The 23639-nt window shown below is 64.7% G+C and carries 22 protein-coding genes; 12 read left to right on the top strand and 10 right to left on the bottom strand.

The features are described 5' to 3' along the window. Positions 1-22 precede the first annotated feature (22 nt). Positions 23-1519, bottom strand: coding sequence for a bifunctional aminoglycoside phosphotransferase/ATP-binding protein (locus ACZY0X_RS24125; protein WP_463773989.1), 1497 nt, complete (start codon positions 1517-1519; stop codon positions 23-25). Positions 1520-1669: 150 nt separating this feature from the next. Here ACZY0X_RS24125 and ACZY0X_RS24120 point away from each other — a divergent pair, with 150 nt between their 5' ends. Beyond that, positions 1670-2671: an Acg family FMN-binding oxidoreductase gene (locus ACZY0X_RS24120; protein ID WP_463774120.1), complete on the top strand. Its 1002-nt coding sequence runs from the start codon at positions 1670-1672 to the stop codon at positions 2669-2671. Positions 2672-2705: 34 nt separating this feature from the next. Here ACZY0X_RS24120 and ACZY0X_RS24115 read toward each other — a convergent pair whose 3' ends face one another. Next, on the bottom strand, positions 2706-3689 hold the full coding sequence (locus ACZY0X_RS24115) for a 1-phosphofructokinase family hexose kinase (protein WP_463773988.1): 984 nt from the start codon (positions 3687-3689) through the stop codon (positions 2706-2708). Between the two features lie 114 nt (positions 3690-3803). Further along, the gene (locus ACZY0X_RS24110) at positions 3804-4232 is read right to left on the bottom strand and encodes an Hsp20/alpha crystallin family protein (RefSeq protein ID WP_463773987.1); all 429 of its coding nucleotides are present in this window, start codon (positions 4230-4232) and stop codon (positions 3804-3806) included. Positions 4233-4482: 250 nt separating this feature from the next. On the opposite strand from ACZY0X_RS24110, the gene ACZY0X_RS24105 reads away from it, so the two are divergent. From ACZY0X_RS24105 to ACZY0X_RS24065, 9 genes are all read left to right on the top strand, one after another. Further along, complete coding sequence (locus ACZY0X_RS24105) at positions 4483-5160, top strand: SRPBCC family protein (RefSeq protein WP_463773986.1); 678 nt, start codon at positions 4483-4485, stop codon at positions 5158-5160. 87 nt (positions 5161-5247) lie between these two features. Beyond that, positions 5248-7530: a heavy metal translocating P-type ATPase gene (locus tag ACZY0X_RS24100; protein WP_463773985.1), complete on the top strand. Its 2283-nt coding sequence runs from the start codon at positions 5248-5250 to the stop codon at positions 7528-7530. A 189-nt stretch (positions 7531-7719) separates the two neighbouring features. Then, positions 7720-9375, top strand: coding sequence for a sensor histidine kinase (locus tag ACZY0X_RS24095; protein ID WP_463774118.1), 1656 nt, complete (start codon positions 7720-7722; stop codon positions 9373-9375). 115 nt (positions 9376-9490) lie between these two features. Then, positions 9491-9757: a hypothetical protein gene (locus tag ACZY0X_RS24090; RefSeq protein WP_463773984.1), complete on the top strand. Its 267-nt coding sequence runs from the start codon at positions 9491-9493 to the stop codon at positions 9755-9757. Continuing rightward, complete coding sequence (gene acsA / locus ACZY0X_RS24085) at positions 9754-11550, top strand: acetate--CoA ligase (RefSeq protein ID WP_463773983.1); 1797 nt, start codon at positions 9754-9756, stop codon at positions 11548-11550. Before ACZY0X_RS24090 ends, acsA begins: the two co-directional genes overlap by 4 nt. 35 nt (positions 11551-11585) lie before the next feature. Beyond that, positions 11586-12530 (top strand): pyruvate dehydrogenase (acetyl-transferring) E1 component subunit alpha, encoded by a 945-nt coding sequence (gene pdhA, locus ACZY0X_RS24080; RefSeq protein WP_463774117.1) that lies wholly within the window; start codon positions 11586-11588, stop codon positions 12528-12530. Beyond that, on the top strand, positions 12527-13504 hold the full coding sequence (locus ACZY0X_RS24075; RefSeq protein ID WP_463773982.1) for an alpha-ketoacid dehydrogenase subunit beta: 978 nt from the start codon (positions 12527-12529) through the stop codon (positions 13502-13504). Before pdhA ends, ACZY0X_RS24075 begins: the two co-directional genes overlap by 4 nt. Then, complete coding sequence (locus ACZY0X_RS24070; RefSeq protein ID WP_463773980.1) at positions 13501-14682, top strand: dihydrolipoamide acetyltransferase family protein; 1182 nt, start codon at positions 13501-13503, stop codon at positions 14680-14682. Before ACZY0X_RS24075 ends, ACZY0X_RS24070 begins: the two co-directional genes overlap by 4 nt. Positions 14683-14686: 4 nt before the next feature. After that, complete coding sequence (locus tag ACZY0X_RS24065) at positions 14687-14929, top strand: phosphopantetheine-binding protein (protein ID WP_463773978.1); 243 nt, start codon at positions 14687-14689, stop codon at positions 14927-14929. On the opposite strand, the gene ACZY0X_RS24060 is transcribed toward ACZY0X_RS24065, so the two are convergent. Beyond that, positions 14926-15918 (bottom strand): Acg family FMN-binding oxidoreductase, encoded by a 993-nt coding sequence (locus ACZY0X_RS24060; protein WP_463773976.1) that lies wholly within the window; start codon positions 15916-15918, stop codon positions 14926-14928. The genes ACZY0X_RS24065 and ACZY0X_RS24060 overlap by 4 nt on opposite strands. 35 nt (positions 15919-15953) lie before the next feature. Beyond that, positions 15954-16823 carry a universal stress protein gene (locus ACZY0X_RS24055; protein ID WP_463773974.1) on the bottom strand — a complete coding sequence of 290 codons (870 nt, stop codon included), beginning with the start codon at positions 16821-16823 and terminating at the stop codon, positions 15954-15956. Positions 16824-17204: 381 nt separating this feature from the next. Here ACZY0X_RS24055 and ACZY0X_RS24050 point away from each other — a divergent pair, with 381 nt between their 5' ends. Continuing rightward, positions 17205-18566 carry a wax ester/triacylglycerol synthase domain-containing protein gene (locus ACZY0X_RS24050; protein WP_463773972.1) on the top strand — a complete coding sequence of 454 codons (1362 nt, stop codon included), beginning with the start codon at positions 17205-17207 and terminating at the stop codon, positions 18564-18566. Here the strand turns inward: ACZY0X_RS24050 and ACZY0X_RS24045 are convergent. Genes ACZY0X_RS24045 through ACZY0X_RS24025 form a run of 5 tightly spaced genes read right to left on the bottom strand, consistent with a single transcriptional unit; the run spans position 18515 to position 23037 of the window. Then, positions 18515-19048, bottom strand: a complete 534-nt coding sequence (locus ACZY0X_RS24045; protein ID WP_463773971.1) for a hydrogenase maturation protease — start codon at positions 19046-19048, stop codon at positions 18515-18517. The genes ACZY0X_RS24050 and ACZY0X_RS24045 overlap by 52 nt on opposite strands. After that, positions 19045-20337, bottom strand: a complete 1293-nt coding sequence (locus tag ACZY0X_RS24040) for a Ni/Fe hydrogenase subunit alpha (protein WP_463773970.1) — start codon at positions 20335-20337, stop codon at positions 19045-19047. Before ACZY0X_RS24040 ends, ACZY0X_RS24045 begins: the two co-directional genes overlap by 4 nt. Then, positions 20334-21092 (bottom strand): NADH-quinone oxidoreductase subunit B family protein, encoded by a 759-nt coding sequence (locus ACZY0X_RS24035; protein WP_463773968.1) that lies wholly within the window; start codon positions 21090-21092, stop codon positions 20334-20336. The genes ACZY0X_RS24040 and ACZY0X_RS24035 overlap by 4 nt, the downstream gene beginning before the upstream one ends. Next, positions 21093-21908 carry an FAD/NAD(P)-binding protein gene (locus tag ACZY0X_RS24030; protein ID WP_463774116.1) on the bottom strand — a complete coding sequence of 272 codons (816 nt, stop codon included), beginning with the start codon at positions 21906-21908 and terminating at the stop codon, positions 21093-21095. A 31-nt stretch (positions 21909-21939) separates the two neighbouring features. Continuing rightward, positions 21940-23037 carry a 4Fe-4S dicluster domain-containing protein gene (locus tag ACZY0X_RS24025; protein ID WP_463773967.1) on the bottom strand — a complete coding sequence of 366 codons (1098 nt, stop codon included), beginning with the start codon at positions 23035-23037 and terminating at the stop codon, positions 21940-21942. Between the two features lie 151 nt (positions 23038-23188). Between ACZY0X_RS24025 and ACZY0X_RS24020 the strand changes: the two genes are divergently transcribed. Continuing rightward, positions 23189-23623, top strand: a complete 435-nt coding sequence (locus ACZY0X_RS24020; protein ID WP_463773966.1) for a pyridoxamine 5'-phosphate oxidase family protein — start codon at positions 23189-23191, stop codon at positions 23621-23623. The last annotated feature ends 16 nt before the right edge of the window (positions 23624-23639 follow it).

Below are 23639 nucleotides of genomic sequence, written 5' to 3'. Positions count from 1 at the left end.
TCTCTCGCGATGGCAACGCGATTCAGATTGCTAGACAGCAAACTTCCAGCGCCTCGGCGACAGAGTCACCCAGTGGCCGGTCGGTAGCTATACGGCGAGCCCCTGCCCAGCTGTGTTCCTCGGCGGCCATGGCAGAGGCGATCCGCGGGTCGGCATCCGACGTGGTGTTCTCACGCTGCTCGATGCGTGCCGCAGCCTGTCGAAGTGGTAGCGAGCACTCCAATTCGACTGTCGGACTGCGTTCTTGGCGACCCACGTCGCGCGCCATTGCACGGTGGCGTGGATCACGCCAGGTGGCGTCTAGAATCACCGACCGGCCACTGGCGACAAGTCGCCGGGCTCGGTCCAGCATCGCCGTGTAAACCACGTCCACGTTGTCCGGGCTGTAAAGGCCTGTGTTGTACTCACCAATCACACCGTCGATATCGCCGTGTGCCTCGACCTCTCGACGAACGTCGTCGCTGGAAATCACCTGAGCGTCCAGACTTTGGCCCAGCGCCCTCGCCAACGTCGTCTTACCGGTGCCCGGAGCGCCACCGACCAGTACCAGTCGCACCGTGGCCGCGCGCAGGTGCCGCAGTGCAAGGCTGAGATGCCGCCGCGCGGCGTCTGCGGCCGCATGATCTCCCTGTTCAACTCTGATGCAGTTGACCTTGGCGCGAACGACAGCTCGGTAGGCGATGTAGAAATGGGCCAATGCCGCTGGCGCTGGGTCCTCGGCGCGACGCCGATACTCCTCGAGGAAAACCATGCTCAGCTCACGTCTGCCGAGAAACTCCAGATCCATCGCCAGGAAGCAGGCGTCGTCGAGTCCGTCCACATAGCGCAGCTCATCATCGAATTCCAAGCAGTCCAGCAGTACTGGCCCCTCGGGGAGGCAGAAGATATCGTTCGCGATCAGGTCGCCGTGCCCGTCGACGATGCGATGACCGGTGATGCGACCTGTGATAAGCGCTGTACGCCCGTCAATGAACGACAGCGCCCGTCGCTCCACTTCGTCCAAGACTTCGCCGTCCAGTACCGTCCCGACGTGAGCACGCAGCTCGTTCAGATTCTGCTGCCACCGAGTGCGGATCGCCGCCGCCTCCCCGCTGCGATCGATCGTTCTGGACCGCGCAGCGCCGGCGTGAAATCGTGCGATCTTATTGGCGATCGCGGCAAGGTGACCTTCGACGGCCTCACCACGCCGGACCATCGAGGAAAGCCGCAGCGCATCGGGGTAGCGCCGCATGACGACGACGGGCTCCACCGCCCCGCCGGTCGGGCCGGTCAAGTGGGCGACCCCGAGGTAACTGTCGTCGGCGATTCGGCTGTTGAGCCGAACTTCGCGCGCACACGCCTCTTCGCGCCGTTCCACCGTGCTGAAGTCCAAGAAGTCGGTGACGACCGGTTTCTTTCCCTTGTACGCCCGATCACCGATCAGAACCACCAGGCCCGTGTGCGTCTCGCGGATCTCGGGGGGCTCAGCAAAGCGAACGTGGACGCCGGGCGGGACCACGTTCTGCGGTGCTGGGTTCATACCGTGATCGTCGCTTGGCCGAGCGAACTCGAATAGCGTCCTCTGACCCGTTTCGCGCGCCACAGGTCCTCTTCCGCCAGGGTCCAAAGACCCTGTTGACCAGTGCAGTCGAGGCGCGATAGTTCGCCGTAGGCAACAGGAGGACCCATGATGTCGAAGACCGCGGCGCCCCGGGGCGTCATCGCCGATGCCGTGCACATCGCGTGCCGCGCACCGTCGTTCCACAACAGTCAACCGTGGCGCTTCAGTGGCCAGAACGACGGAGCCGTGCATCTTTACGTCGACCGTAGCCGCATCCTCGACTCCGATTCCTCAGGTCGACAGGCACTTATCAGTTGCGGAGCGGTTCTCGACCACTTCAAGGTCGCGATGGCCGCCGCCGGTTGGACCGCCAACGTCGAGTACTACCCGAACCCCAACGATCACACGCATCTGGCATCGATCGAGTTCGCACCCATGTCATTCGTCACCGACGCTCATCGTCGCCGCGCAGATGCCATCCTGTCGCGGCATACCGATCGGTTGCCCTTCGCGGCGCCCGAGAATTGGGAGAAGTTCGAACCCCTGCTGCGCCGTGTCGTCCACGACGATATCGTCATGCTGGACGTGCTACCCGAGGATGCCCGGCCACAGCTTGCCGAGGCGTCCCGGCTGACGGAGTCCCTGCGGCTCTACGACTCCTCCTACCATGCCGAACTCGCTTGGTGGACCGGCCCATTCGAGGTCTCAGAGGGAATCCCGCACAGCTCGCTGGTCTCCGCCGCCGAAAACGAACGCGTTGACATCGGTCGCAGCTTCCCGGTCGCACACAATACTGAGCGACGACCGCAGGTCACCTCAGATCACTCGAAGGTTCTCGTGCTGTCTGCGCTCGATGACACCCGCCACGACATACTGACCTGCGGAGAGGCGCTCTCCGTGACACTGTTGGAGGCCACGATGGCCGGAATGGCCACTTGCCCGTTGACCCACATGACCGAACTGCGCGCCAGTTGCGACATCGTCAGCGCCTTGACCGGGCATTCTCTGCCCCAGGTGCTGATCCGGGTGGGCATCGCCCCGGCGTTGGAGGAGGTGCCGCCCCCCACACCGCGGCGGCCCCTGCGCGACGTCCTCACCTGGCAGCCATCGGCCGCCGATAAGTCGCCCTGAGTGCACGAATCATCGAACGCCGCGTTCACAAGAGTCACTTGCAGACGACGCCGATCTCTGATGGCGGGCTGACCATTTCGAAGAGGCGCTCCACCTCGGCACGGGTCGGACTCGCCGTTCCCGGCGTCCTCAGCATCGCGGTGCCCGCGGCTATCCCCAGACGCACCGATTCACTCAACGACCAGTACCGGCTCAACCCCACGGTGATCGCGGCGACCATCGCGTCTCCGGCACCGACACCGCTGATGGCCCGCACCGGAATCGCCGAGAATCGCTGGCAGGTCGTGGCAGTGACCAACAACGCACCGCTGCCGCCGAGAGACACCACGACGGACTGTGTGATGCCACGCTCGACGAGTTCTCGCGCTGCGCCGACCTGATCCTCCTGTGTCTCAAGCGCGCGGCCGACATAATCGCGCAGTTCGCGAAGGCTCGGCTTGAGCAAGAACACTCCTCGAGTCACACCGGCAAGCCCGCCTCCGGAGGTGTCGAGAATCAAATGTGCGTTCAGCTGCCGGCAGAGGTCCGCGACCCTCTGGTAGAAGTCCGAAGGCACACCAGGTGGCAGACTACCGCTGGCGACGACGAATTCCGCTGATACCGCCGCCATTCTCAGCTGATCCAGACACTGCGCCTGTTCGACCGAGGTCAGGTGGGGTCCCCGCAGGACGAATCGAAACTGGCGTCCGGTCTTGATCTCGTCAACGGTGAAACTCTCGCGCGTGGCCTCCGCAATATCGACGCGGCGCAGTGGAACCCCTGCCCGTGCCACCAGGTCAGCGACCAGTCCGCCGGTTGGACCACCGACGGGAAGCACAGCCGATACCGCCGCACCCAGGACGTGGGCGATCATCGCCACATTGATGCCACCTCCGCCAGGGTCGTACCGCACCTCACCACACCGGATCTTGTCCGTGGGGACTACGACGTCGGCGTCGGTCGTGATGTCTAGCGCGGGGTTCATGGTCAGTGTCACGATCGGCACGCTGCCGTCGACTCGGCCAGGGACTGGACCCATCCGGAACGACCTCCTCATCGAAAAACGCGATATCGCAAGCCAGCTGGCCACCATGCTGGTGCCAGCCATGTGAGGGCTTCAGAACCGGGAACCGACTGCCGGGGTCGACGCCGATCAACTCGTCAACTGCACCTCGACGTGTTTCTCGATCGGCTTGGTATCGCCCACAGGCACCGATATCGTCAGAATCCCCTTGTCGTACGACGCCTTGATACCGTCTTCGTCAGCTCCCTGTGGGAGCGTCACCGACCTGACGAACGAACCGTACGCGAACTCCGAACGCCCCTGGGATTCCTTCCTCTCGCTGCGTTCAGCCTTGATGGTCAGTTGGCCATCTCGGACGGTGATATCCACGTCCGTAGCCGGGTCTACGCCGGGTAGTTCGGCACGCACCTCATAACTGCCGGCCTTGAGTTCGTCCTCGAGCCGCATCACGTTGCTATCAAAGGCCCGCAAGCCGGCCCACGATGGGAAGCCAGCCAATAGGTCGGCGATCTCCGGGAGCAGTATGCGTTGTCGCCTCTGCGCGGGAAGTGTGGTCATCTCTCCTCCTCCTGGGCGCGGTGTCCTGATTACACCTGCCACTGAATCGGACCACCTGCCCTCCGCGGACCATAGAGACAGAAGTCCTCTGATCATCGGGCCGTTCGTCGGCGATGCAGTGTGCCGCGTTCGTCCTCTGTGGGCTGGACGCCGACAGCGCGGTCGTGCCGATCGTCGCTCTGTCCAAATCCCGGAACATAGGGACGACCGGCCCTATCCCCCGGAGCGGAAACGTCACAGTGTGTGGAGTATGAGCCTTGATGGACGACGGCTAGTGCTGGCCACAGGGACCGGTTTGCTGCTGTACGCAGCGCGAAGGTACTTCCGCAACTGGGGTACCACCAAGAGCGAGAGCCGGATGAACTTGCCCGGTGACGAGTTGATCCGCGAGCCGATGCTGCGGATCACCGAAGCGGTATGGATCGAGCGGCCGGCGGCCGCAGTCTGGCCATGGCTTGTACAGATGGGCCAGGACCGCGGCGGACTCTACGGCTATGCGTTCCTGGAGAATTCGATTGCGCTGCATCATCGCAACGCCAACCGGATCCACGCGGAGTGGCAGCACCTCGCGCCCGGCAACCTCATTCGCCTGGCCCCCAGGGGATGGCTCGGGCTGCGCGACGGCCTCACGCTGTCCGTCGCCGACGTCATTGAGGAGCGGGCCATAGTCCTGCGCGGGGCGCCGCCTGGCTTGCCATGGGAGACCGTGTGGTCGTTTCACCTGGTTCCCTACGGGGACGATAGGTGCCGAGTCCTGGTTCGCACCAGGGTGGGCTTGCGCCACCCTGGCGAGGTTCTGCTCGCAGAGGCCGTTGAGCCCGTGAACGCGTTGATGACACGAGGCATGCTGCGGGGCATCCGCCGCCGGGCCGAACGCGCACCCATCGGCCCTCAGCAGTCGGTGACGCCGGCATCGCCGACTGGGTGAGCCATGATTCGGCGTCCATCACACACTAGATTTCGACCACCGTTCACGCGGCCGAACGTGGGCCGTGAAGCGCTGAGCCAAACACTGATGCGCACATTGGTCGTTGCGACGTGTGGGGCGCTGCTCGCCGGTGGCGTCTCATGGCTCTTCGGCATGACCGAAATCTCCGACAGGTTATGGGCCGCAGGCACACTGATCGCGTTGGTGCCTGCCTGCTGGTTCGTGGTGGCCGCGTTGCGGCGCGGTCAGTTCGGCGTCGACGTCCTCGCGGTGCTCTCCCTCGTGGGCACACTCGCAGTGGGCGAGTATCTGGCAGGGGCGTTGATCGGGGTCATGCTGGCGACCGGACAGGCACTGGAGAGCGCGGCGCAGCGGCGAGCCACCAAGGATCTGCGTTCGCTGCTCGAACGAGCACCGAAGTCGGCTCGGCGCCGCACCGCCGATGGCGTGGTCACCGTGCCCCTTGCCGACGTCAAAGTCGACGACATCCTCGTCGTCGGCCCCGGTGAGGTGCTGCCCGTCGACGGGAGGATCGCCTGCGACTGGGCGGTTCTCGACGAATCCGCGTTGACTGGCGAGAGCCGACATATCGAGCTGCCGACTGGCCAGGAGGTTCGAAGTGGCGCGGTCAACGCCGGGGGCGTCATAGAGATCAGAGCAACCGCCACCGCCGAGGACAGTACCTACGCGGGCATTGTGCGATTGGCTCGCGAGGCCGCCGCGACGAGCGCTCCCGTCGTCCGGCTGGCCGACCGGGTGGCCCAGTGGTTCCTTCCCCTGGCACTGCTGGTCGCCGGATCGGCATGGCTGTGGAGCGGGTCAGCCGTGCGCGCAGTCGCCGTGCTGGTGGTCGCGACGCCCTGTCCGCTGTTGCTGGCGGCTCCCGTGGCGATCACATCCGGGTTATCGCGGGTCTCACGGTTGGGTGTGATCGTCCGTGGCGGCGGTGCACTGGAGAACCTCGGCCGTGCAACCACTCTGGTGCTCGACAAGACCGGCACGGTGACGAGCGGTCAACCTCGGAGCACGGACGTCGTCACCGCTGACGGTTGGTCGAGGGACGAAGTGATGCGCGTCGCCGCCTCTGCTGATCAGTTCTCCCCCCACGTGTTGGCGAAGGCGATCGTCAATGAGGCCATCAAGCGTGGCCTCCGCCTCAGCCCGCCGGTCGAGATAGTCGAGGAGCCCGGCAAGGGCGTCGCGGCCACGGTCGATGGCAGGCGAGTCACGGTGGGCAGTCATGCGCTACCCGCTGACCCGCCTCCATGGGCTGTGGCAGCGGTGTCGCGGGCGGCATTCGACGCGGCCGCCATTGCATGGCTCGATGTCGACGGCCAACTCGTCGGGGCGATTCTGCTCCTCGATCCCCTGCGTGCCGACGCACCACGGACGATCCGCCGACTGCGCGCGGCCGGGATCGACCGGGTGATCATGCTCACCGGAGACCGTGCCGCTCCGGCAGAGCAGATTGGCGCGGTGCTCGGTATGGACGAGGTGCGAGCCGAGCAGTCCCCGGCTGAGAAGGTGGCGGGGGTGCGCACGGAACGCGAATCGGCGGTCACCGTCATGGTTGGCGACGGGGTCAACGATGCACCCGCCCTCGCCGCTGCCACGGTCGGCGTGGCGATGGGTGCCCACGGCTCGACCGCCAGTTCGGAAGCGGCGGACATCGTCTTGACTACCGATCGGCTCGACAGACTTGCCGACGCGATGTTTGTTGCTCGCCGGTCGCGTCGGATCGCCGCGCAAAGTGCCATCACCGGGATGGTGTTATCCGTTGTGGCGATGGGGTTCGCCGCGGCCGGGCTGTTGCCGCCGGCCGCAGGCGCGTTCCTTCAGGAGGCGATCGATCTGACGGTCATCCTCAACGCCCTGCGGGCGGTGCGGCCGGGAGCAGGTGAGGCACCCGTCCTGCCCGCCGACGCGCAGGGGCTGATCCGCCGGTTCTCCGCTGAGCACGACGCGATGCGCAACGACCTGTCACTGTTTCGGGACACCGCACGCCTCATCGCCGTGGGCGACCGCGTCGCGGCCTTGGCCTCGCTGCGAGAGGTCGATGCCTTCGTTCGCCACACATTGCTGCCTCACGAACACGCCGAGGACCGATCGCTCTACCCCGCATTGGCGCACCCACTGGGCGGCGCGGAGGCCACCGCGGCGATGAGCCGGATGCACGCCGAGATCGACCGCCTGGCCTATCGCCTCCATGCGCACCAGTGCGCCGCCGATGCCATCGGCGAGGTCGGCGACGAGCAGGCCGAGGATCTGCTGGCCTGTCTGTACGGATTGCATGCCCTGTTATCTCTCCACTTCGTCACCGAGGAGGAGAATTACTTCGCACTTCTGCCGGACCGTGCTGGCGACAGCTAACCTCCCGGTCGGTCGACGGCGTCCCAGGTTGGCCAGGGCAAAAACCTGGTTTCACTGAACCTCGCCCATCGTGGCCAGTTGGAACTATGCTGCGCCGGTCTCCCTAGACGCCGGAGGTACGGGCACGTGGGCATCGACGATGACGATATTGCGTTTGCCACATTGGGGCGGCGCTCCCTCGTCGACAGCATGCATGAGCAAATCGACGAGTTGCTCGGTGCCCGTGACCAGATGGAGCGCCTCCTGCGGGTCGTCGTCGGGCTCGCGTCGGACCTCGACCTCGACGCCACCCTCCATCGAATCGTGACCTCGGCGATGCAGCTAACAGGTGCGCGTTACGGGGCTCTGGGTGTCCGGGGCCCAGATGGCACCCTCGTGTCGTTCCTGCACGCCGGAATGGACTCTGACACCGTGCAGCGGATCGGCCACCTGCCCGCGGGCAAGGGCGTCCTCGGGGTGGTGCTCGACCAAACGGAGCCACTGCGGCTCGACGACCTGACCGCACATCCCGCGGCGGTCGGATTCCCCGATCACCACCCTCCGATGCGCGCGCTACTCGGAGTTCCGATCACCATCCGACAGGAGACATTCGGCAGCCTTTACCTGACGGAGCCGATCGCACGGCAGGTGTTCACGGAGTCCGACGAGATCGCCGCGCGGGCTTTCGCGTCGGCGGCCGCCGTCGCCATCGACAATGCCCGACTGTTCGACCGGGTGCGCGCCACCGCCAAGTGGGTGGAGGCCAGCAGAGCGATCACCGCTGCGCTGGTGTCCGAGGTCCATCCCGTGGCGGAGCCGTTGCGATTGATTGCGGAACGAGCGTGCGAGTTGACTGACGCCGAGCAGGCCATCGTGCTCGTACCCCGTGCCACCGACGTTCCGGAAGACGAGGTCGACACGCTTGTCGTCTCCACGGCAGTGGGATTGATGGCCGACGACGTAGTGGGGCGGGAGGTCCCGGTGGAGGGTTCGACGACCGGTGCAGTCTTCCGCTCGGGAGTTCCGTTGATCACAGAAGCGTTCAGCCACCCCATTTCGGCCTTCACCGATGTCGGGCAGCGGCCAGCGATCGTGATGCCGCTGCGCGCACAGCAGTCCATCCTGGGAGTCCTCGCCGTGGCTAGGCATGAGAGCCAAAGCCCCTTTGATGCAAGTCATCTCGAGTTGATGAGCGACTTCGCCGATCACGCCACCGTCGCACTCAGCTTGGCTGCCAGCCATGAACACGCAAAGGAGAACTCGGTCATCGCAGATCGTGAACGAATCGCGCACGACCTGCATGACCACGTCATTCAGCGGTTATTCGCAGCGGGAATGGACTTGCAGGGCACGATCGCCCGCTCACGGTCTCCCGAGGTCATCAAACGCCTGAACGGTACAGTCGACGATCTGCAGACCACCATCGACGAGATTCGCAAGAAGGTCTTCGCGTTGCAGTCGTCCACGCTGGATAACGGCTTCCGCCTGACGATCCAGAACGCGATCGCCGATCTCACCGAGGACCGCGATATCGAGACCACGGTGCGTATGTCGGGACCATTGAGCGCGGTTGACCAGGAACTTGCCGAGCAGGCGACACCATTCATAGTCGAGGCAGTCAGCAACGCGGTGCGACACTCCGGCGCTCAGCGGCTCATCATCGATGTGAACGTCGCGGACGAGCTGACCATCGACGTCACGGACGACGGCTGCGGCATTTCCCCCGACATCACGCGACGCAGTGGCCTGGCGAATCTGCGTCACCGCGCTGAATCAGTGGGCGGTAGCTGCGATATCGGCGCGGCAGACGGCGGCGGCACCCACGTCCGGTTTGTCGCACCGCTGGGGACGTCACTCGCCGAGTGACGCTGCGGAATCGCCAGATAGCGCCACTTCGCCAGGCCGATGACTTTCTTCTCTACCCGCGCCGAGATCCGCGCACCACGATGAAAGCACATCACCTCGTTGAGGAGGCGACCCAATGGTCAACGCCCTGCACAGCCACCCACACCGACGCACCGAACTCGACACCATTGCCTGGGAGTTCTTGGGCTCCGAGTTCACCGAACACATCTACGCCGATTGGCCCATCGGCCGCCGTGTCGATGCCTATCTGCGCCACCACGCGCTCACCGAGTTCTCCGATGATGGCTCGGTCCGCGATGCACTGGTGGAACGCATCATGGCGAATATCGGTCACGCACGCCGTTCCGGCGTCCTGCCAGCGAGCCCACAGCACGCATCGTGAGCGTCATCCGCAAGGGTCCCCGTGACTTGCGCGTACCTCCCAACCTTCGCGACTGGGACGAGGCGCGGGCCGATTTCTCCTGGTCCGCCTTGCCGCCGTTGTGCGAGGGCATGGCGGAGGGCGGCTGCAACATCGCCTACGCAGCGGTCGACAGGCACGCGGCGGGACCCGAAGCGACGCACACAGCGCTGCGCTTCGTCACGGAAGCCGACGATTCGACCGAAATGCGGACCCACGACATCAGCTACGCCGAGTTGGGACGGTTCACGCGCCAGTTCACAAACGTGCTCCGCTCGCTCGGCGTTGGCAAGGGCGACCGCGTCTTCGTGATCCTGGATCGCCGCCCCGAGCTCTACATCACGATGCTGGGTGCACTACGCAACGGTAGCGTGGTCTCCCCTCTCTTCTCGGCCTTCGGACCGCAGCCACTGGCAACACGAGTATCGATCGGCGAAGCCAAGGTCATCGTCACCACCTCGGCCATCCATCGACGAAAGATCGCTCAAATCCGCGATCAACTACCCACGGTTCGGCACGTCCTGCTGGTGGACCACGACGCAAACACCGAAGACGAGCCAGGAACCCTCGACTACCAGCGGCTGATGGCACAGGCTGACGACGACGCACCGATCGAACCCACCACTGCCGACGACGCAGCGTTACTGCACTTCACCAGCGGGACCACGGGCACGCCGAAAGGAGCGATCCACGTGCACGGCGCGGTCACCATGCATTACATCACTGGACTGTATGCCCTGGACCTGCACTCCGATGACATCTTCTGGTGCACAGCCGATCCCGGATGGGTAACCGGAACGTCATACGGCGTCATCGCACCGCTGCTGCATGGTGTCACGTCGATCGTCGACCAAGCCGAGTTCGACGCCGAGCGCTGGTATCAGATCTTGCAGAACGAGGACGTCACGGTGTGGTACACCGCACCGACCGCGATCCGCCTGCTGATCAAGGCAGGCCCGGAAGTGGCGGCACATCACCACTTTTCGAGTCTGCGATTCATCGCCAGCGTCGGTGAACCACTCAACGCCGAGGCCGTGTGGTGGGGAAAGCGAGTACTGGGCCTGCCGATCCACGACAACTGGTGGCAGACCGAGACCGGTGGGATCATGATCGCCAACACGCCGGCCTGCCCCATCAAACCCGGTTCAATGGGGCGTCCACTTCCAGGTGTCGACGCCTACGTGGTCCGGCGCAATGAGGACGGCTCGGTCGCGGACCTCTCCGAACCCGACATGGAGGGCGAACTCGCGCTGCGATCGGGTTGGCCCTCAATGTTCCGCGGGTACCTGCACGACGACGAACGCTACCGAAAGTGCTTCTCCGGTAACCTCTATCTGACTGGAGACCTCGTCAAGCGCGACAGCGACGGCTACTTCTGGTTCGTCGGCCGAGCAGATGACGTGATCAAGTCATCCGGACATCTGATCGGCCCCTTCGAGGTGGAGAACGTGTTGACCGATCATCGCGCTGTCGCCGAAGCCGGGGTGATCGGCAAGCCAGATCCCACCGTTGGCGAGGTCGTCAAGGCGTTCGTCTCGGTGCGGGAGGGCTTCATCGGCGATGACGCGCTGCGCCGAGATCTGATGGCTCACGCGCGCAGACGATTGGGCGCGGCGGTGGCCCCCAAGGAGATCGAGTTTGTCGACGATTTGCCGCATACCCGATCGGGCAAGATCATGAGGCGCCTGCTCAAGGCGCGTGAGCTCGGACTGCCCGAGGGCGATACATCGACGGTGGAGGTCCCCACACGCCGGGCGCAGGAGGTCCCTTCGTGACCGCGCACGACCTGGCGCATGCACTGCTAGCGGACATGGTGCGGGTTCGTCGCATGGAGGAACAGTGTGCAGAACTCTACGGCGCAGCGAAGATCCGCGGATTTCTCCACCTCTATGTCGGCCAAGAGGCCGTCGCCGCGGGCTCACTGCGCGCGCTGGGACCCGAGGACGCCGTAGTCGCAACCTATCGAGAACACGCACACGCGCTGCTGCACGGCATCCCGATGACTTCGATCATGGCCGAGATGTTCGGCAAGCGGGAGGGATGCTCAAGGGGTCGGGGCGGTTCGATGCATCTCTTCAACTCAGCCGCTCATTTCTACGGGGGCAACGCCATCGTCGCCGGTGGCCTTCCCCTGGCCGTCGGCCTCGGACTCGCTGACTCCATGCTGCGCAGAAACCGGTTAACCGCATGCTATTTCGGTGACGGGGCAGTGGCCGAGGGCGCCTTCCACGAATCCCTCAACATGGCTGCGCTGTGGCGGCTTCCCGTGCTCTTCTGTTGTGAGAACAATCTGTACGCGATGGGCACCGCACTCGAACGAGCCCAGTCGGAGACCGACCTCGCGGCGAAGGCAGCGGCCTATCGGGTCCCGACGGCAAGCGTCGACGGAATGGACGTCGTCGCCTGCCACACTGTGACACAGCAGGCAGTGGAGCACATTCGCACCGACGGCGGCCCGTTCTTCATACAGTTCCGCACCTACCGATTCCGAGCACACTCGATGTTCGACCCCGAACTGTACCGACAGAAGAGCGAGGTCGAACAGTGGCGCAAACGCGATCCCATCGCCATGTTCAGCCAGCAATGCATCGCAGATGGCACACTGTCCGCGACCGATGTCGATGACATCGAGGTCGCCGCGCAGGTCGAGGTAACCGGCGCGGTCGCGTTCGCCGAGGCCGGGACGTGGGAGGACGTCGCCGACCTCGAACGCGATGTACTGACACCCGCCATCGCTGCAGAGGTGTCCCAATGAAGATGACTTACCGCACAGCGGTGCACGACGCCATCGAGGAGGCCATGACACAAGACCCCCGGGTGGTGCTGATGGGCGAGGACGTGGGCCGGTACGGCGGCACCTACGCTGCGACAAAGGACCTACTCGAGGAGTTCGGGCCTGAGCGGGTTCGAGACACCCCTCTGTCAGAGTTGGGATTTGTCGGCGTCGGCATCGGTGCGGCGCTTGGTGGCTTGCGACCGATCGTTGAAATCATGACGGTGAACTTCAGCCTCTTGGCACTCGATCAGATCGTCAACACCGCGGCTGCATTGCGGCACATGTCCGGTGGGCAGTTCTCGGTACCGCTCGTGATTCGCATGGCGACGGGTGCGGGTCGGCAACTCGCCGCCCAGCACTCGCACAGCTTGGAGGGGTGGTACGCCCACATTCCGGGCATCAAGGTGGCCGCTCCCGCCACCGTCGTCGATGCCTACGGCATGCTCGGACCCGCACTCGCCGACCCCGATCCCGTGCTCATCTTCGAGCATGTGGGGCTCTACAACACATCGGTCGATATCGATCAACTGGTGGCGACCGACATCAGCGGCGCGGCGCTGCGCCGCCGAGGCGCAGACGTCACCCTCGTCACGTACGGCGGTTCACTGCCGAAGACCCTCGATGCGGCCGCAGAGCTGGCTGGATCCGGAATCGATTGCGAAGTGATCGATTTGCGAATGCTCCGGCCGTTGGACATGGACACGGTCCTAGCGTCCGTGCGTAAGACCAACCGCGCAGTGGTAATCGACGAGGCTTGGCGGACCGCAAGTTTGGCAGCCGAGGTCAGCTCCAGCATCGCCGAGCGGGCGTTCTTCGACCTCGATGCTCCTGTCGCCCGGGTGTGCAGTGCCGAGGTGCCGATGCCGTATGCGAAGCATCTCGAACAGGCCGCACTACCTCAGACCGAGAAGATCGTCAGCGCAGTGCACGGACTGTTCGGGAAGAGCCAGTGATCGAGTTCACCATGCCCGCCCTCGGTTCGGACATGGACGAGGGCACCCTCGACGAATGGCTGATCGCGCCCGGCGACGTCGTCACCCGGGGACAGATCGTCGCCGTTGTGGAGACCACCAAGGCCGCGGTCGAGATCGAATGCTGGCATGACGGCATCGTCCAGGACTTGTTGGTGCCGGTCGGCGACACCGTGAAGGTCGGAACGGTGTTGGCAACACTGCGGGAGACGACAGCACAGGCACAACCGGCACCGCATCCTCCGACGGTGTCCAAACCCACGCCGCCACCGACGATGCCTCCGAAAGCCGAGAGCGGGACTACCGCGCCACACCGACGAAGGTGGGTCTCCCCCGCCGCACGGCGTCTCGCCAACTCGTTGGGCGTCGATGTGGAGTCCGTGGCCGGAACCGGCCCACAGGGGGCAGTGACAATCGCCGACGTGGAAGCATCCGCTGCTCCAGCACCGCAGCCACGCCGAACCGAGGGCACCGCCACGACCACCGACCGCGCCGCGCAGATGCGCAAGTCCATCGCCGCGGCGATGAGCAGGTCGAAGCGGGAGATCCCGCACTATTACCTTGCGAGCGAAGTGCACATGGACGCCGCGCTCAGGTGGATGGCCGAACGCAATGCGGGCCGCCCGATCACCGAGCGACTTCTGCCAGCGGCCCTGCACATCAAAGCCGTTGGCAGAGCGGCCCAACGCCTCACCGGGTTCAACGGGTTCTGGCGCAACGACGGCTTCGAACCCGCGGACGGCGTTCACGTCGGGATCGCGATATCGCTGCGCGGTGGCGGACTCGTCGCACCCGCGATCCACGACGTACCCGATAAGGGGATCGACCAGCTGATGCGAGATCTCACCGATCTGGTTGCGCGGGCCAGAGCAGGGTCGCTACGCAGTTCGGAGATGTCGGACCCGTCGATCACCGTCACGAATCTCGGCGACAAGGGAGTCGACACGGTCTTCGGGGTCATCTATCCACCGCAGGTGGCGCTGATCGGTTTCGGAACACCGGCACAGCGTGTGTATGCCGCCGACGGGGCGATTCGGGTAGGCACAGTGTCGCAGGCCACCCTCGCCGCTGACCACCGCGCCAGCGACGGACACCAAGGGGCATTGTTTCTGAATGAGATCCGTCTACTGCTGGAGCAGCCGGAGAGTCTGGACGGGTGACGATATGACGAGTAGAGACGAGGTTCTTTCGGCGTTAACCGACGTCGCTCCGGAAGTGGACGCCGACGACATTCGTGACGAGGTCGCGCTCCGCGATCAGGTCGACCTCGACTCGATGGACTGGCTGCGGTTTCTCATCGCGATCAGTGAGAGGTTGCGGGTGGACATCCCAGAGTCCGAGTATGCATCCCTTCGAACGCTGGCCGACATCGTTCGTTACACGGATCAGCACCCACCGCGCCGTTAATCTCTCGATCGGATCTCGAAAACATCGCTGATGGGCCGCCGAGGTGTAGGCGGCGGCACGTCCTCGCCCTGCGGGGCCGCGCCGACGCGAATCAAGGCTTGCGGGGTGGCGGTGGTCTGATCGATCACCGCCGCAATGAGGTTTCTGCCCGCGCGTAGTTCGGTGATATGTGTGAGCGTGCACGTTGCTAGGCCCGCCATCGTAGCCTCGAGCAGCACGGAGGAGAGAGTCTCGCCGCACTGCAGGACGCTGACGCGCTGGTTGTCGTATGTGGACAGGACAACAACCTTGGAGCGATCGTGGCCGAGACCAACACGCCTGTTGGAGCCCGAGTCGACCGGGAACCTGCGTCCGACGTCGACACGGTCACGCTCGTCGGCAGAGATGAGCGCACTCTGCGGGACACCCTCACTAAACCTGAAAGCTTTTGTCCACCAAGCCAGTTCGTCGTGATACGACCTATCGTACATACGCAGCGAAGCAGTGAGCTGAGAGGCCTCCGCCAATACCGCTCGAAATTCATCGGGGACCACGTCAAGTCGCACCGCCTCTGCGGTGACGGCACGGTGCAAGTGCGCCTCGGTCAGATTCCAATCGGGGGGCTCGTTGAAGGGCAACCGGTCGGTGCGACGACGCAAGATGGCCTCGGCACGGCCCCGGTCGCCGTCGGTGATGTGCTCCATGGCAGTGAAGTCGACCGAGGCCAGCAGGACCGGATCATCGGGATTGGGAAGTCTATCGACAGCAACTGTCCACCCCGCAGCTGCCATGGCCACCCGGAAGTGGTCCAGCACTGCGCCGCAACCAAGTAGAGCTGACCTTCCCGAGTGGTCGGTTGCGTGCAATACGCGATCGCTCTCCAGGAAGAGCCGGACCGCATGGTCGTCGACCACCCAGCGCCATGGCTGACTGTTGTGTAGTGACGGCGCGCGGCAGGCCAACCTCACCGCCTTCTCCACCAGTGCGGTGTCGACATCGCTGTTTCGCATGCGATCGGTCCCTCAGCGCGCTCCTGGTGTCACCGCTAGTCACGAATCACTATCACCGGACACTTCGCCGTCTCCGCGACAGCCGTGCTCACGGAGCCGAGAAGCAGGCCGGCGAAGCCGCCACGGCCTCGACTTCCGAGCACCACAAGTTGAGCATGCTGGGACTCATCGAGCAGCCAGCGTGCCGGCTGATCGCATACGACCCGCCGCCGGACCCGCACATCTGGATACTGTTCCTGCCATCCTGCGAGACGCTCGCCAAGAACCTCGTGTCCCCGGTCCTCATACTCGCGCCAGTCCATGCCAAGCGCCGGAAAGACCCCGACATCACTCCACGCGTGCAGCGCAACCACATCAACGTGACGCCTCGACGCCTCGTCGAACGCGAGCGCGGTCGCAGCCTCGGAGGCGGGCGATCCATCGATGCCCACCAACACCGGTGAGTCGTCACTCACCGCCGGCGCGTGATCCCCGCGAACGACCGCGACAGGGCAGTGGGCGTGGTGCAGCAAGCTCCGGCTGATGGAGCCCAGTATCGCGCCGCCCACCCCACCGAGACCTCGGCTGCCCGCAACGATCATCTCTGCGTCGCGTGACGCTTTCACAAGGCCCGACGCGACATTGTCGTGCAGCACGAGCGTCTGAATGTCGGGCGATCGCGCATCGCCGACCTCGGCCTGAAACTGCTTCTGTGCCTGATCAATAGCCTGCTGTGCGTTGTCCTCCTGCCAATCGGAGAAGCTCGGCCCGAGGTTGGCCACGGGCCAGGTGACGACTACCGGGGCCACGACGTGCATTAGCGTGACAGCCGTGTCGCGTAGCACAGCCTCGCGGGCCGCCCACCTTACGGCTGCGCCTGACTCCGCTGATCCGTCAACGCCGACCAGGATTCCGAATTTCGACATCTCACACTCCTCCGAGCTGCTTCCGCACCGCAGTCGTCACCGACGGTAGGCCATCGGGAACGCGCGAAGCAGGGCCGTTGGTCCCTCAGCACGATGTCACTGGTCCTCACTCGAGTCGGCCCACGGAAACACTCACTGCGAGAATGCTGTTCGACACCCCACGGGGTCCGGACCGCGACCCCAAGTCGACGTTGAAACCAACGGGATGGAACGGGACACGCGATGAGATGGGACCAAAGCACCACGAGAGAAACCACCTTCGACTCTACGGACAGACCCAGCGATGTTGATGGGATGGGCTGAGCTGACCCGGCGAGGAGACCACCGATGGGCATCCCAGCACCAATCACCCCTCAGGGGTTGTGACCGTCGCGGCCTGACATGGCGGAGTTTCTCAGCAACACCGATGCGTTCGTCTGGTCGATCGAAGCCGATCCCCGGCTCCGATCCACCATCGTCACGTTGATTCTCCTCGACCGTCTCCCGGATTGGCGCGAGCTGGTTAACCGGTTCGACTTGATCAGCCGAAGGTTGCCGACATTCCGACAGCGCGTGGTGCAGTCGCCGGCGCCCGCACCACCGCGTTGGGAGGCGGATATCGACTTCGATCTGGCATTCCACGTGCGTCGAGTGTCAGCAGCTGAACCGGCATCCATCGAGACTCTCCTGGAAATGGCTCGGATAGCCGCGATGGCCGACTTTGATCGGGCACGCCCGCTCTGGGAGGCGACCCTGGTCGACGGCCTCGCCGATGGAGGCGCAGCGTTGCTCTGCAGGCTGCACCATTCGCTGAGTGACGGTATCGGTGCGGTGGATATCGCACGGATCCTGTACGACGAGTCAGCGGAATACAGGCATGATTCCCTGCCACCGGCTCCGTCACCACCGGAGGTGGGACGTCTCGCACTGATCCGACATTCGGTAGCTCATGGAGCCGGATTCGCTGCTGGCGCACTCTCGGCTTCGGTGAAGTCCGCACCCGTTCTACTCGCCAGCAGCGTCCTGCACCCGATCAGGTCCTGTACAGGTCTTGCCGCTCTCGCGGTATCTGTTGTGCGAACGACGCGGCCGACACGACAACCTGGGTCTCCGATAATGGTGAGGCGCACCCGTGTCAGACGCCTCGCCGTGCACGACGTGCCGAAGGCGCGTCTACAGATGGCAGGCAGGGCCGGTGGCGGCTCGCTCAACGATGCCTTCATCGCCGCTGTGGTGGGCGGGCTGTGTCGGTATCACGAGAAACATGCGGCGAGGGTCGACCACTTCACCGTCACGATGCCTGTCAGCGTCCGAGCCTCGACCGACCCGCTCGGCGGTAATCGGGCGACATTGATGCGCTTCGACGTTTCTGCGGCAAACAAGGACCCCGCCCTCCGAGTCCGTGCCATCCATCAGCACACCAGCGGGCTGCGCGCCGAGAAGTCATTGGCGCACACACAATTGATCGCGGCCGGTCTCAATCTCGCGCCCCGTTGGTATGTCGGGTCGGCCTTGCGAGGTGTCGACGTGGTTGCCAGCGACGTGCCAGGGTTCCAGAAGCCGGTTTTCCTGGCCGGTGCCGCGGTACGGAGGCAGTACGCCTTCGCACCAACCATCGGTGCCGCCTTGAACGTCACGCTTCTGTCGTATGTCGACACCTGCGCCATCGGGATCAATGTGGACAGCGGCGCCATTCCGGATCTCGACGCGTTCTACGACTGCCTGATCGCCGGCTTCGAAGAGGTACTGGCACTGGCAGACTGAGCGTTCAGCCAATCGTGGCACCGCTCCGCCGTCTCGCAGATTCCGAGTTCGTCGAGCACGAGTTCCGCCGCGCGCGGGACAACCGCGGCCACCGACGGCGAGAGCCCGATCCCGTAACCGGCGTCGGCGATATCGATGCTGAGCACCACCAGCCGGTCGGGCATCTGGCCCAAGCACGCGCCGAGCGCACACACCTGCGGTACGCCCATCGCGTGCGAGCTCACCACTCTCAGGTCGGGCGCGTCGCCCGCCACCCACCGACGGATCCGGCCCGGATCGGCCCCATCTCCCATGGCTCCGTCGACGACCACCGCCACGCGGGCACCCGCCCATGCGTCGAAGAACATTCCAGGATCTCCGATATCTGTCACCACCCGCAGACCGGCGAGGTTGCCCTTGCTGATCGCTTCGGCAACCGCGGGGCCGACGCCGTCGTCGCGGCGGAAACGGTTGCCGACTCCAATGACTACGGCGAAGCTCATCGCCGGTCAATCGTCAACGTCAGGAAGTGTGCCGAGCAGGATATGCACGGGTCGTGGTTGCGAATTGATCTCTCGCACAGCGCAGTCAGTGTCGCATCGTCCTCGTTCAGGTTCGCGGCGACAAGGCAGGCCATCTCGTGTTCGATCGCCGCCTGGTTCTGCGCCGTCGGCGGGACGATCGTCGCGGCCCGGATCTGCCCGTCCCCGTCGATCTCGTAGCGGTGGTAGAGCAGGCCGCGTGGCGCCTCGCTGACACCGTGTCCGATGCCCTCGCGCGCCGGGACGTCGACGAATGGGCGCGGGGGCCGCTCGTACTCTGCAATGATGCGTAGCGCCTCCTCGACTGCGTACACGACTTCGACCGCACGGATCACGATGCTGCGGAAGGGATTACGGCACTGCGGTCCAATCCCTGCGTCCGCGGCCGCTTGGCGAGCGACAGGTGACAGCGCTGAGGAGTTCAGCGAGTACCGCGCCAGTGGGCCGGTCAGATAACGGCCGCCGTCCAAGGCCGCGTGCAGGGCGGTCGAGTGCCGCACCTGCGATTCCACGACGTGGTCACTGAACTCGGACACCGCGAACGTCGGCCCCAAGCTGCGTCGAAGTGTTCCACCTTCGATCGCGTAGCCGTGCTGGTTGGTAACCGCGAGGAACTCATGGTCGTACTCGACGTCAGGGAAGTCGAGCTCGGCCACCGACCGCAACGTAAACAACGCGTCATCAAGCGCGCAGCGCAACATCTCGGCAAGCGGTCGTAGCTCAGCTGGAGTCGGCACCGAGTAGAAGCCACCCAGGCGCACGTTGACCGGATGGATCGCGCGGCCGCCGATCTGCTCCATGATCCGGTTCCCGGCCCTCTTCAGCGCAAGTCCGCGTTCGATCAGTCCGGGGCGCTCCTTGGCCAGACTGATCGCGTCCGGATAGCCGAAGAAGTCGGGCAAGTGCAACAGGTAGATGTGCAGAGCGTGGCTGTGAATCCACTCCCCGCAGTACAGCAGCCGGCGCAGTGCCACCAGTTCCGGCTCGATGGTCACCCCGCAGGCGTCCTCGATGGCATTGCAGGCGCTCACTTGATACGCAACGGGACAGATGCCGCATATGCGAGCCGTGAGATCGGGAGCCTCCGTGTACGCCCTGCCTCGCAGGAACGCCTCGAAAAAGCGCGGCGGTTCATAGATGTTCAGTTCAACGCGGTCCACCACGCCGTCGCGCAGGTTGACACGCAGTGCGCCCTCGCCTTCCACGCGAGTCAACGCGCCGACCGCCACTGTTCGAACCTCCGACGTCATCGATCGTTCCTCTCGGCTCTGAACCGTGCGACGTTGAACGTCGAGAACACCCGCTCGACATCCTCATCGGCCATGCCGTCGCGGCGCAGCAAGGGAATCAACGCGGCGGTATTCGGCGTGACAGCTGGACCAAAGCATCCGTAGCAGCCGCGGTGGAACGTCGGGCAGAGCGCTCCGCAGCCGGCATGCGTCACCGGCCCGAGGCAGGGAATGCCCTCGGCGACAACCACGCACGTCACGCCGCGGTTCTTGCACTCGGTGCACACGGTCTTGGCCGGTAGCCTCGGCTTGCGCCCGACCAGCAGTGCGGCCAGCGTGTCGAGGAGCTGGCCGCGGTCGATCGGGCACCCCTGCAACTGGTAGTCGACTGTGACGTGCGCTGACGCCGGGGTTGAGGTCGCAAGCGTGTCGATGTACTCGGGCTTGGCGTAGACGACGGAGGTGAAGTCCTTGATGTCTGCGAAGTTGCGGAGCGCCTGTACGCCACCGGCGGTTGCACATGCCCCGATCGTGACCAGAACCTTGGACTGCGCTCGGATCTCCCTGATTCGCTGCGCATCGGCCGCCGTCGTGATCGAGCCCTCCACCAGGGAGACGTCATAGGGGCCGCCGATGATCGTGCTGGAGGCCTCGAGAAAGACAGCGATTCGCACTTCCTCTGCGATCGTCAGCAGTTCGTCCTCGCAGTCCAGGAGTGTGAGCTGGCAGCCGTCACACGATGCGAACTTCCACACCGCCAAGCTGGGCGACGTCATCTACAGCTCCTTGATCCGCAGAAGCGACTCGGCGACGTCATAGCCCACTACCGGGCCGTCACGGCAAAGCAGCAGGGGCCCCAGTTGGCAGTGCCCGCACCAGCCGGTCCCACACTGCATGTTGCGTTCCAACGAGACCTGGATATCTCGGTGGGCCATCCCCTTTCGCAACAACTCTTCAGCGCAACTGCGCATCATCGGTTCCGGGCCGCACAGGAAGGCGGTGGTGTGCTCGGGCCTCAGAGGTAGCCGGCGGAGCGAGTCCGTGACGACACCAACCTCGCCCGGCCACCCCTGTACCGGGACGTCAACGGTCAGGTGCACCTCGACCAAGCCGCCGGACGCCCAAACCCGAAGTTCCTCGCCGTACAGAAAGTCGTCACGCGATCGGGCACCGGCGATCAACGTCACCCGGTCATAGCTGTCGCGGCTGGCCAATGCGCCGAGCACCACGGGCCGAAGGGGTGCCAGGCCCACCCCGCCCGCGACAATGATCACGTCACGATCCGCCGCCCCCGCCATACCCCAGCTCGTGCCGAACGGTCCGCGCATGCCGATCACCGTGCCCGCCTGCGCGTGACGCAGCGCTTCACTGACAGCGCCGACCGACCGGATCGTGTGGCAGATCGCTTCCTCGGCCGGCGTCGGAACCCCGCTGACCGAGACGGCGATCTCCCCGATCCCAAAGGCGTACATCATCATGAACTCGCCGGGTTGCGGTGCGGGCAGCGATTCACGCACCGGTCGCAGCCGCAGTGTCGCGGAATCGTGGTTCTCGGCGACTCGACTGTGAACGCGGTAGGGCGTTGGGCACATCGCCGACGCTGTGCGCGGCCACGTCGCGCTCTCAGTCAAGGTCGCCCTCCGCGAGTTTGGAGAGAACATTCATCTCCTCCGTGATGTCAATACCCGTGGGACACCATGCGATACACCGCCCGCACCCCACGCATCCGGACGTGCCGAACTGGTCATGCCAACTGCTGAGCTTGTGCGTAAGCCAATGCCGGTAGCGCGAGGGCCCACTTTGCCGGACGCTCCCCTCGTGTACGAATGTGAAGTCGAACTCGAAGCACGACGCCCACTCCATCCACCGCTCGGCGTGCTGTCCGGTCAAGTCGGTGACATCCTCGACCGTCGTGCAGAAGCAGGTCGGGCACACCATGGTGCAGTTGCCGCAGGTCAGACAACGACTCGCGACCTCCTCCCAGTGTGGCGACTCCCGCGACTCGACCAGTAGGTCACGCAGGTCGCCCGCTGGCATCTGACGGCCCATCTTGTCTGCCGCTGCTGCGACATCACAACGAGCAGAATCGATCTCCGTCTGCTCGGCGTTGCGTTGGGGTAACGCTGCGAGCACCTCTGCTCCTTCATCGCTGCCGACGTCCACGACGTAGCGCCGACCATCGCTGTCGACGCGCTCTGTCAGCGCCAGGTCGTAGCCGGGTCCCACCGCTGGACCGGTGCCCATCGAGGCGCAGAAGCATAGACCGCCCGGTTCAGTGCAGTTGACGGCCACGACGAAGATTCGTCGCAGCCGACCGACGAAGCCCTCGTCGGGATGCGTGCCCTCCCCCAATACTCCGGTCAGGACGCCGATGGCCGCCAGATCACAGGCGCGTACTCCGATGAATGCATATCGCGGGACCTCTTCAGGTTCGGTACCGTCGGACGACCACACCCGCTGGCGCGGTGGATGAAGATACTGCTTCCAGGACTGCGGGCCGGCCGAGTGCCCGAACAGGGCATCATCCCCGCGACGGCGAAGTCGATAGTGTCCGGGTCCGACGTCGACACCCCATCCGCGCGGTAGGTCCTCGGCCGAGGTGATCTGTGTGAGAACGATGGCGTTGTCCGACACCGTCGGGCCGATCACCTGATACCCGCGGTCGATGAGCACAGAGATGAGGCGGGCCAACCCTGCGGGTTCGATCACCGCGCTAGTCATGCAGACAATCGTGCGCCGTGCTGCATCTCGACGCAGGATCATTCGGTCCCATCGTTTGGTGCCAAAGGTCCCTGGCGGAGGTCGTTGGCTCCTCGCATCGGGGACTTTGGACCACTGCTTCTGGCGTCAACCCGTCGGTAGGGTCACGGCCATGACCACGGAATTTCAACCGGTATCCATTCTGTCGGAGACCGAGTGCTGGGATCTCATCTCAGGTAGAGCCCTCGGACGCCTGGTGACCAGCGTCGATAACCAGCCCGAGATCTTCCCTGTCAACTTCGCCGTTCAGCGCCGCACGGTGCTATTCCGGACAGCGCAGGGAACGAAGCTGGTGAGCGCGGCAATCAACAACGATGTCCTGTTCGAAGTCGACGATCACAATGTCCTGGAGGGTTGGAGTGTGATCATCCGAGGGACGGCTCGCACCCTTCGCACCCAGGAGGAGATCGACGAAGCGGAGCAGGCGCAACTACTTCCCTGGACGGCCACTTCGAAGCAACACTTCGTCCGGATTCGCCCACTGCGGATCACTGGTCGGCGATTCGTGTTCGGCTCGGAGCCCGAGGGGGACCCCGAGGCCGTCTAACGCGCCCATAGTCCTG

The sequence above is a fragment of the Mycobacterium sp. IDUB_39 genome (assembly GCF_055419205.1).
Note: the sequence above shows the minus strand (reverse complement) of the source record. Positions and strands in the feature narration are given on the sequence as shown.

Coding starts and splice junctions, on each gene's coding strand:
- ACZY0X_RS24125 (WP_463773989.1), bottom strand. CDS start 1,519: ATGAACCCAGCACCGCAGAACGTGGTCCCGCCCGGCGTCCACGTTCGC.
- ACZY0X_RS24120 (WP_463774120.1), top strand. CDS start 1,670: ATGTCGAAGACCGCGGCGCCCCGGGGCGTCATCGCCGATGCCGTGCAC.
- ACZY0X_RS24115 (WP_463773988.1), bottom strand. CDS start 3,689: ATGGGTCCAGTCCCTGGCCGAGTCGACGGCAGCGTGCCGATCGTGACA.
- ACZY0X_RS24110 (WP_463773987.1), bottom strand. CDS start 4,232: ATGACCACACTTCCCGCGCAGAGGCGACAACGCATACTGCTCCCGGAG.
- ACZY0X_RS24105 (WP_463773986.1), top strand. CDS start 4,483: ATGAGCCTTGATGGACGACGGCTAGTGCTGGCCACAGGGACCGGTTTG.
- ACZY0X_RS24100 (WP_463773985.1), top strand. CDS start 5,248: ATGCGCACATTGGTCGTTGCGACGTGTGGGGCGCTGCTCGCCGGTGGC.
- ACZY0X_RS24095 (WP_463774118.1), top strand. CDS start 7,720: ATGCATGAGCAAATCGACGAGTTGCTCGGTGCCCGTGACCAGATGGAG.
- ACZY0X_RS24090 (WP_463773984.1), top strand. CDS start 9,491: ATGGTCAACGCCCTGCACAGCCACCCACACCGACGCACCGAACTCGAC.
- pdhA (WP_463774117.1), top strand. CDS start 11,586: ATGGTGCGGGTTCGTCGCATGGAGGAACAGTGTGCAGAACTCTACGGC.
- ACZY0X_RS24075 (WP_463773982.1), top strand. CDS start 12,527: ATGAAGATGACTTACCGCACAGCGGTGCACGACGCCATCGAGGAGGCC.
- ACZY0X_RS24065 (WP_463773978.1), top strand. CDS start 14,687: ATGACGAGTAGAGACGAGGTTCTTTCGGCGTTAACCGACGTCGCTCCG.
- ACZY0X_RS24060 (WP_463773976.1), bottom strand. CDS start 15,918: ATGCGAAACAGCGATGTCGACACCGCACTGGTGGAGAAGGCGGTGAGG.
- ACZY0X_RS24055 (WP_463773974.1), bottom strand. CDS start 16,823: ATGTCGAAATTCGGAATCCTGGTCGGCGTTGACGGATCAGCGGAGTCA.
- ACZY0X_RS24050 (WP_463773972.1), top strand. CDS start 17,205: ATGGCGGAGTTTCTCAGCAACACCGATGCGTTCGTCTGGTCGATCGAA.
- ACZY0X_RS24045 (WP_463773971.1), bottom strand. CDS start 19,048: ATGAGCTTCGCCGTAGTCATTGGAGTCGGCAACCGTTTCCGCCGCGAC.
- ACZY0X_RS24040 (WP_463773970.1), bottom strand. CDS start 20,337: ATGACGTCGGAGGTTCGAACAGTGGCGGTCGGCGCGTTGACTCGCGTG.
- ACZY0X_RS24035 (WP_463773968.1), bottom strand. CDS start 21,092: ATGACGTCGCCCAGCTTGGCGGTGTGGAAGTTCGCATCGTGTGACGGC.
- ACZY0X_RS24030 (WP_463774116.1), bottom strand. CDS start 21,908: ATGTGCCCAACGCCCTACCGCGTTCACAGTCGAGTCGCCGAGAACCAC.
- ACZY0X_RS24025 (WP_463773967.1), bottom strand. CDS start 23,037: ATGACTAGCGCGGTGATCGAACCCGCAGGGTTGGCCCGCCTCATCTCT.
- ACZY0X_RS24020 (WP_463773966.1), top strand. CDS start 23,189: ATGACCACGGAATTTCAACCGGTATCCATTCTGTCGGAGACCGAGTGC.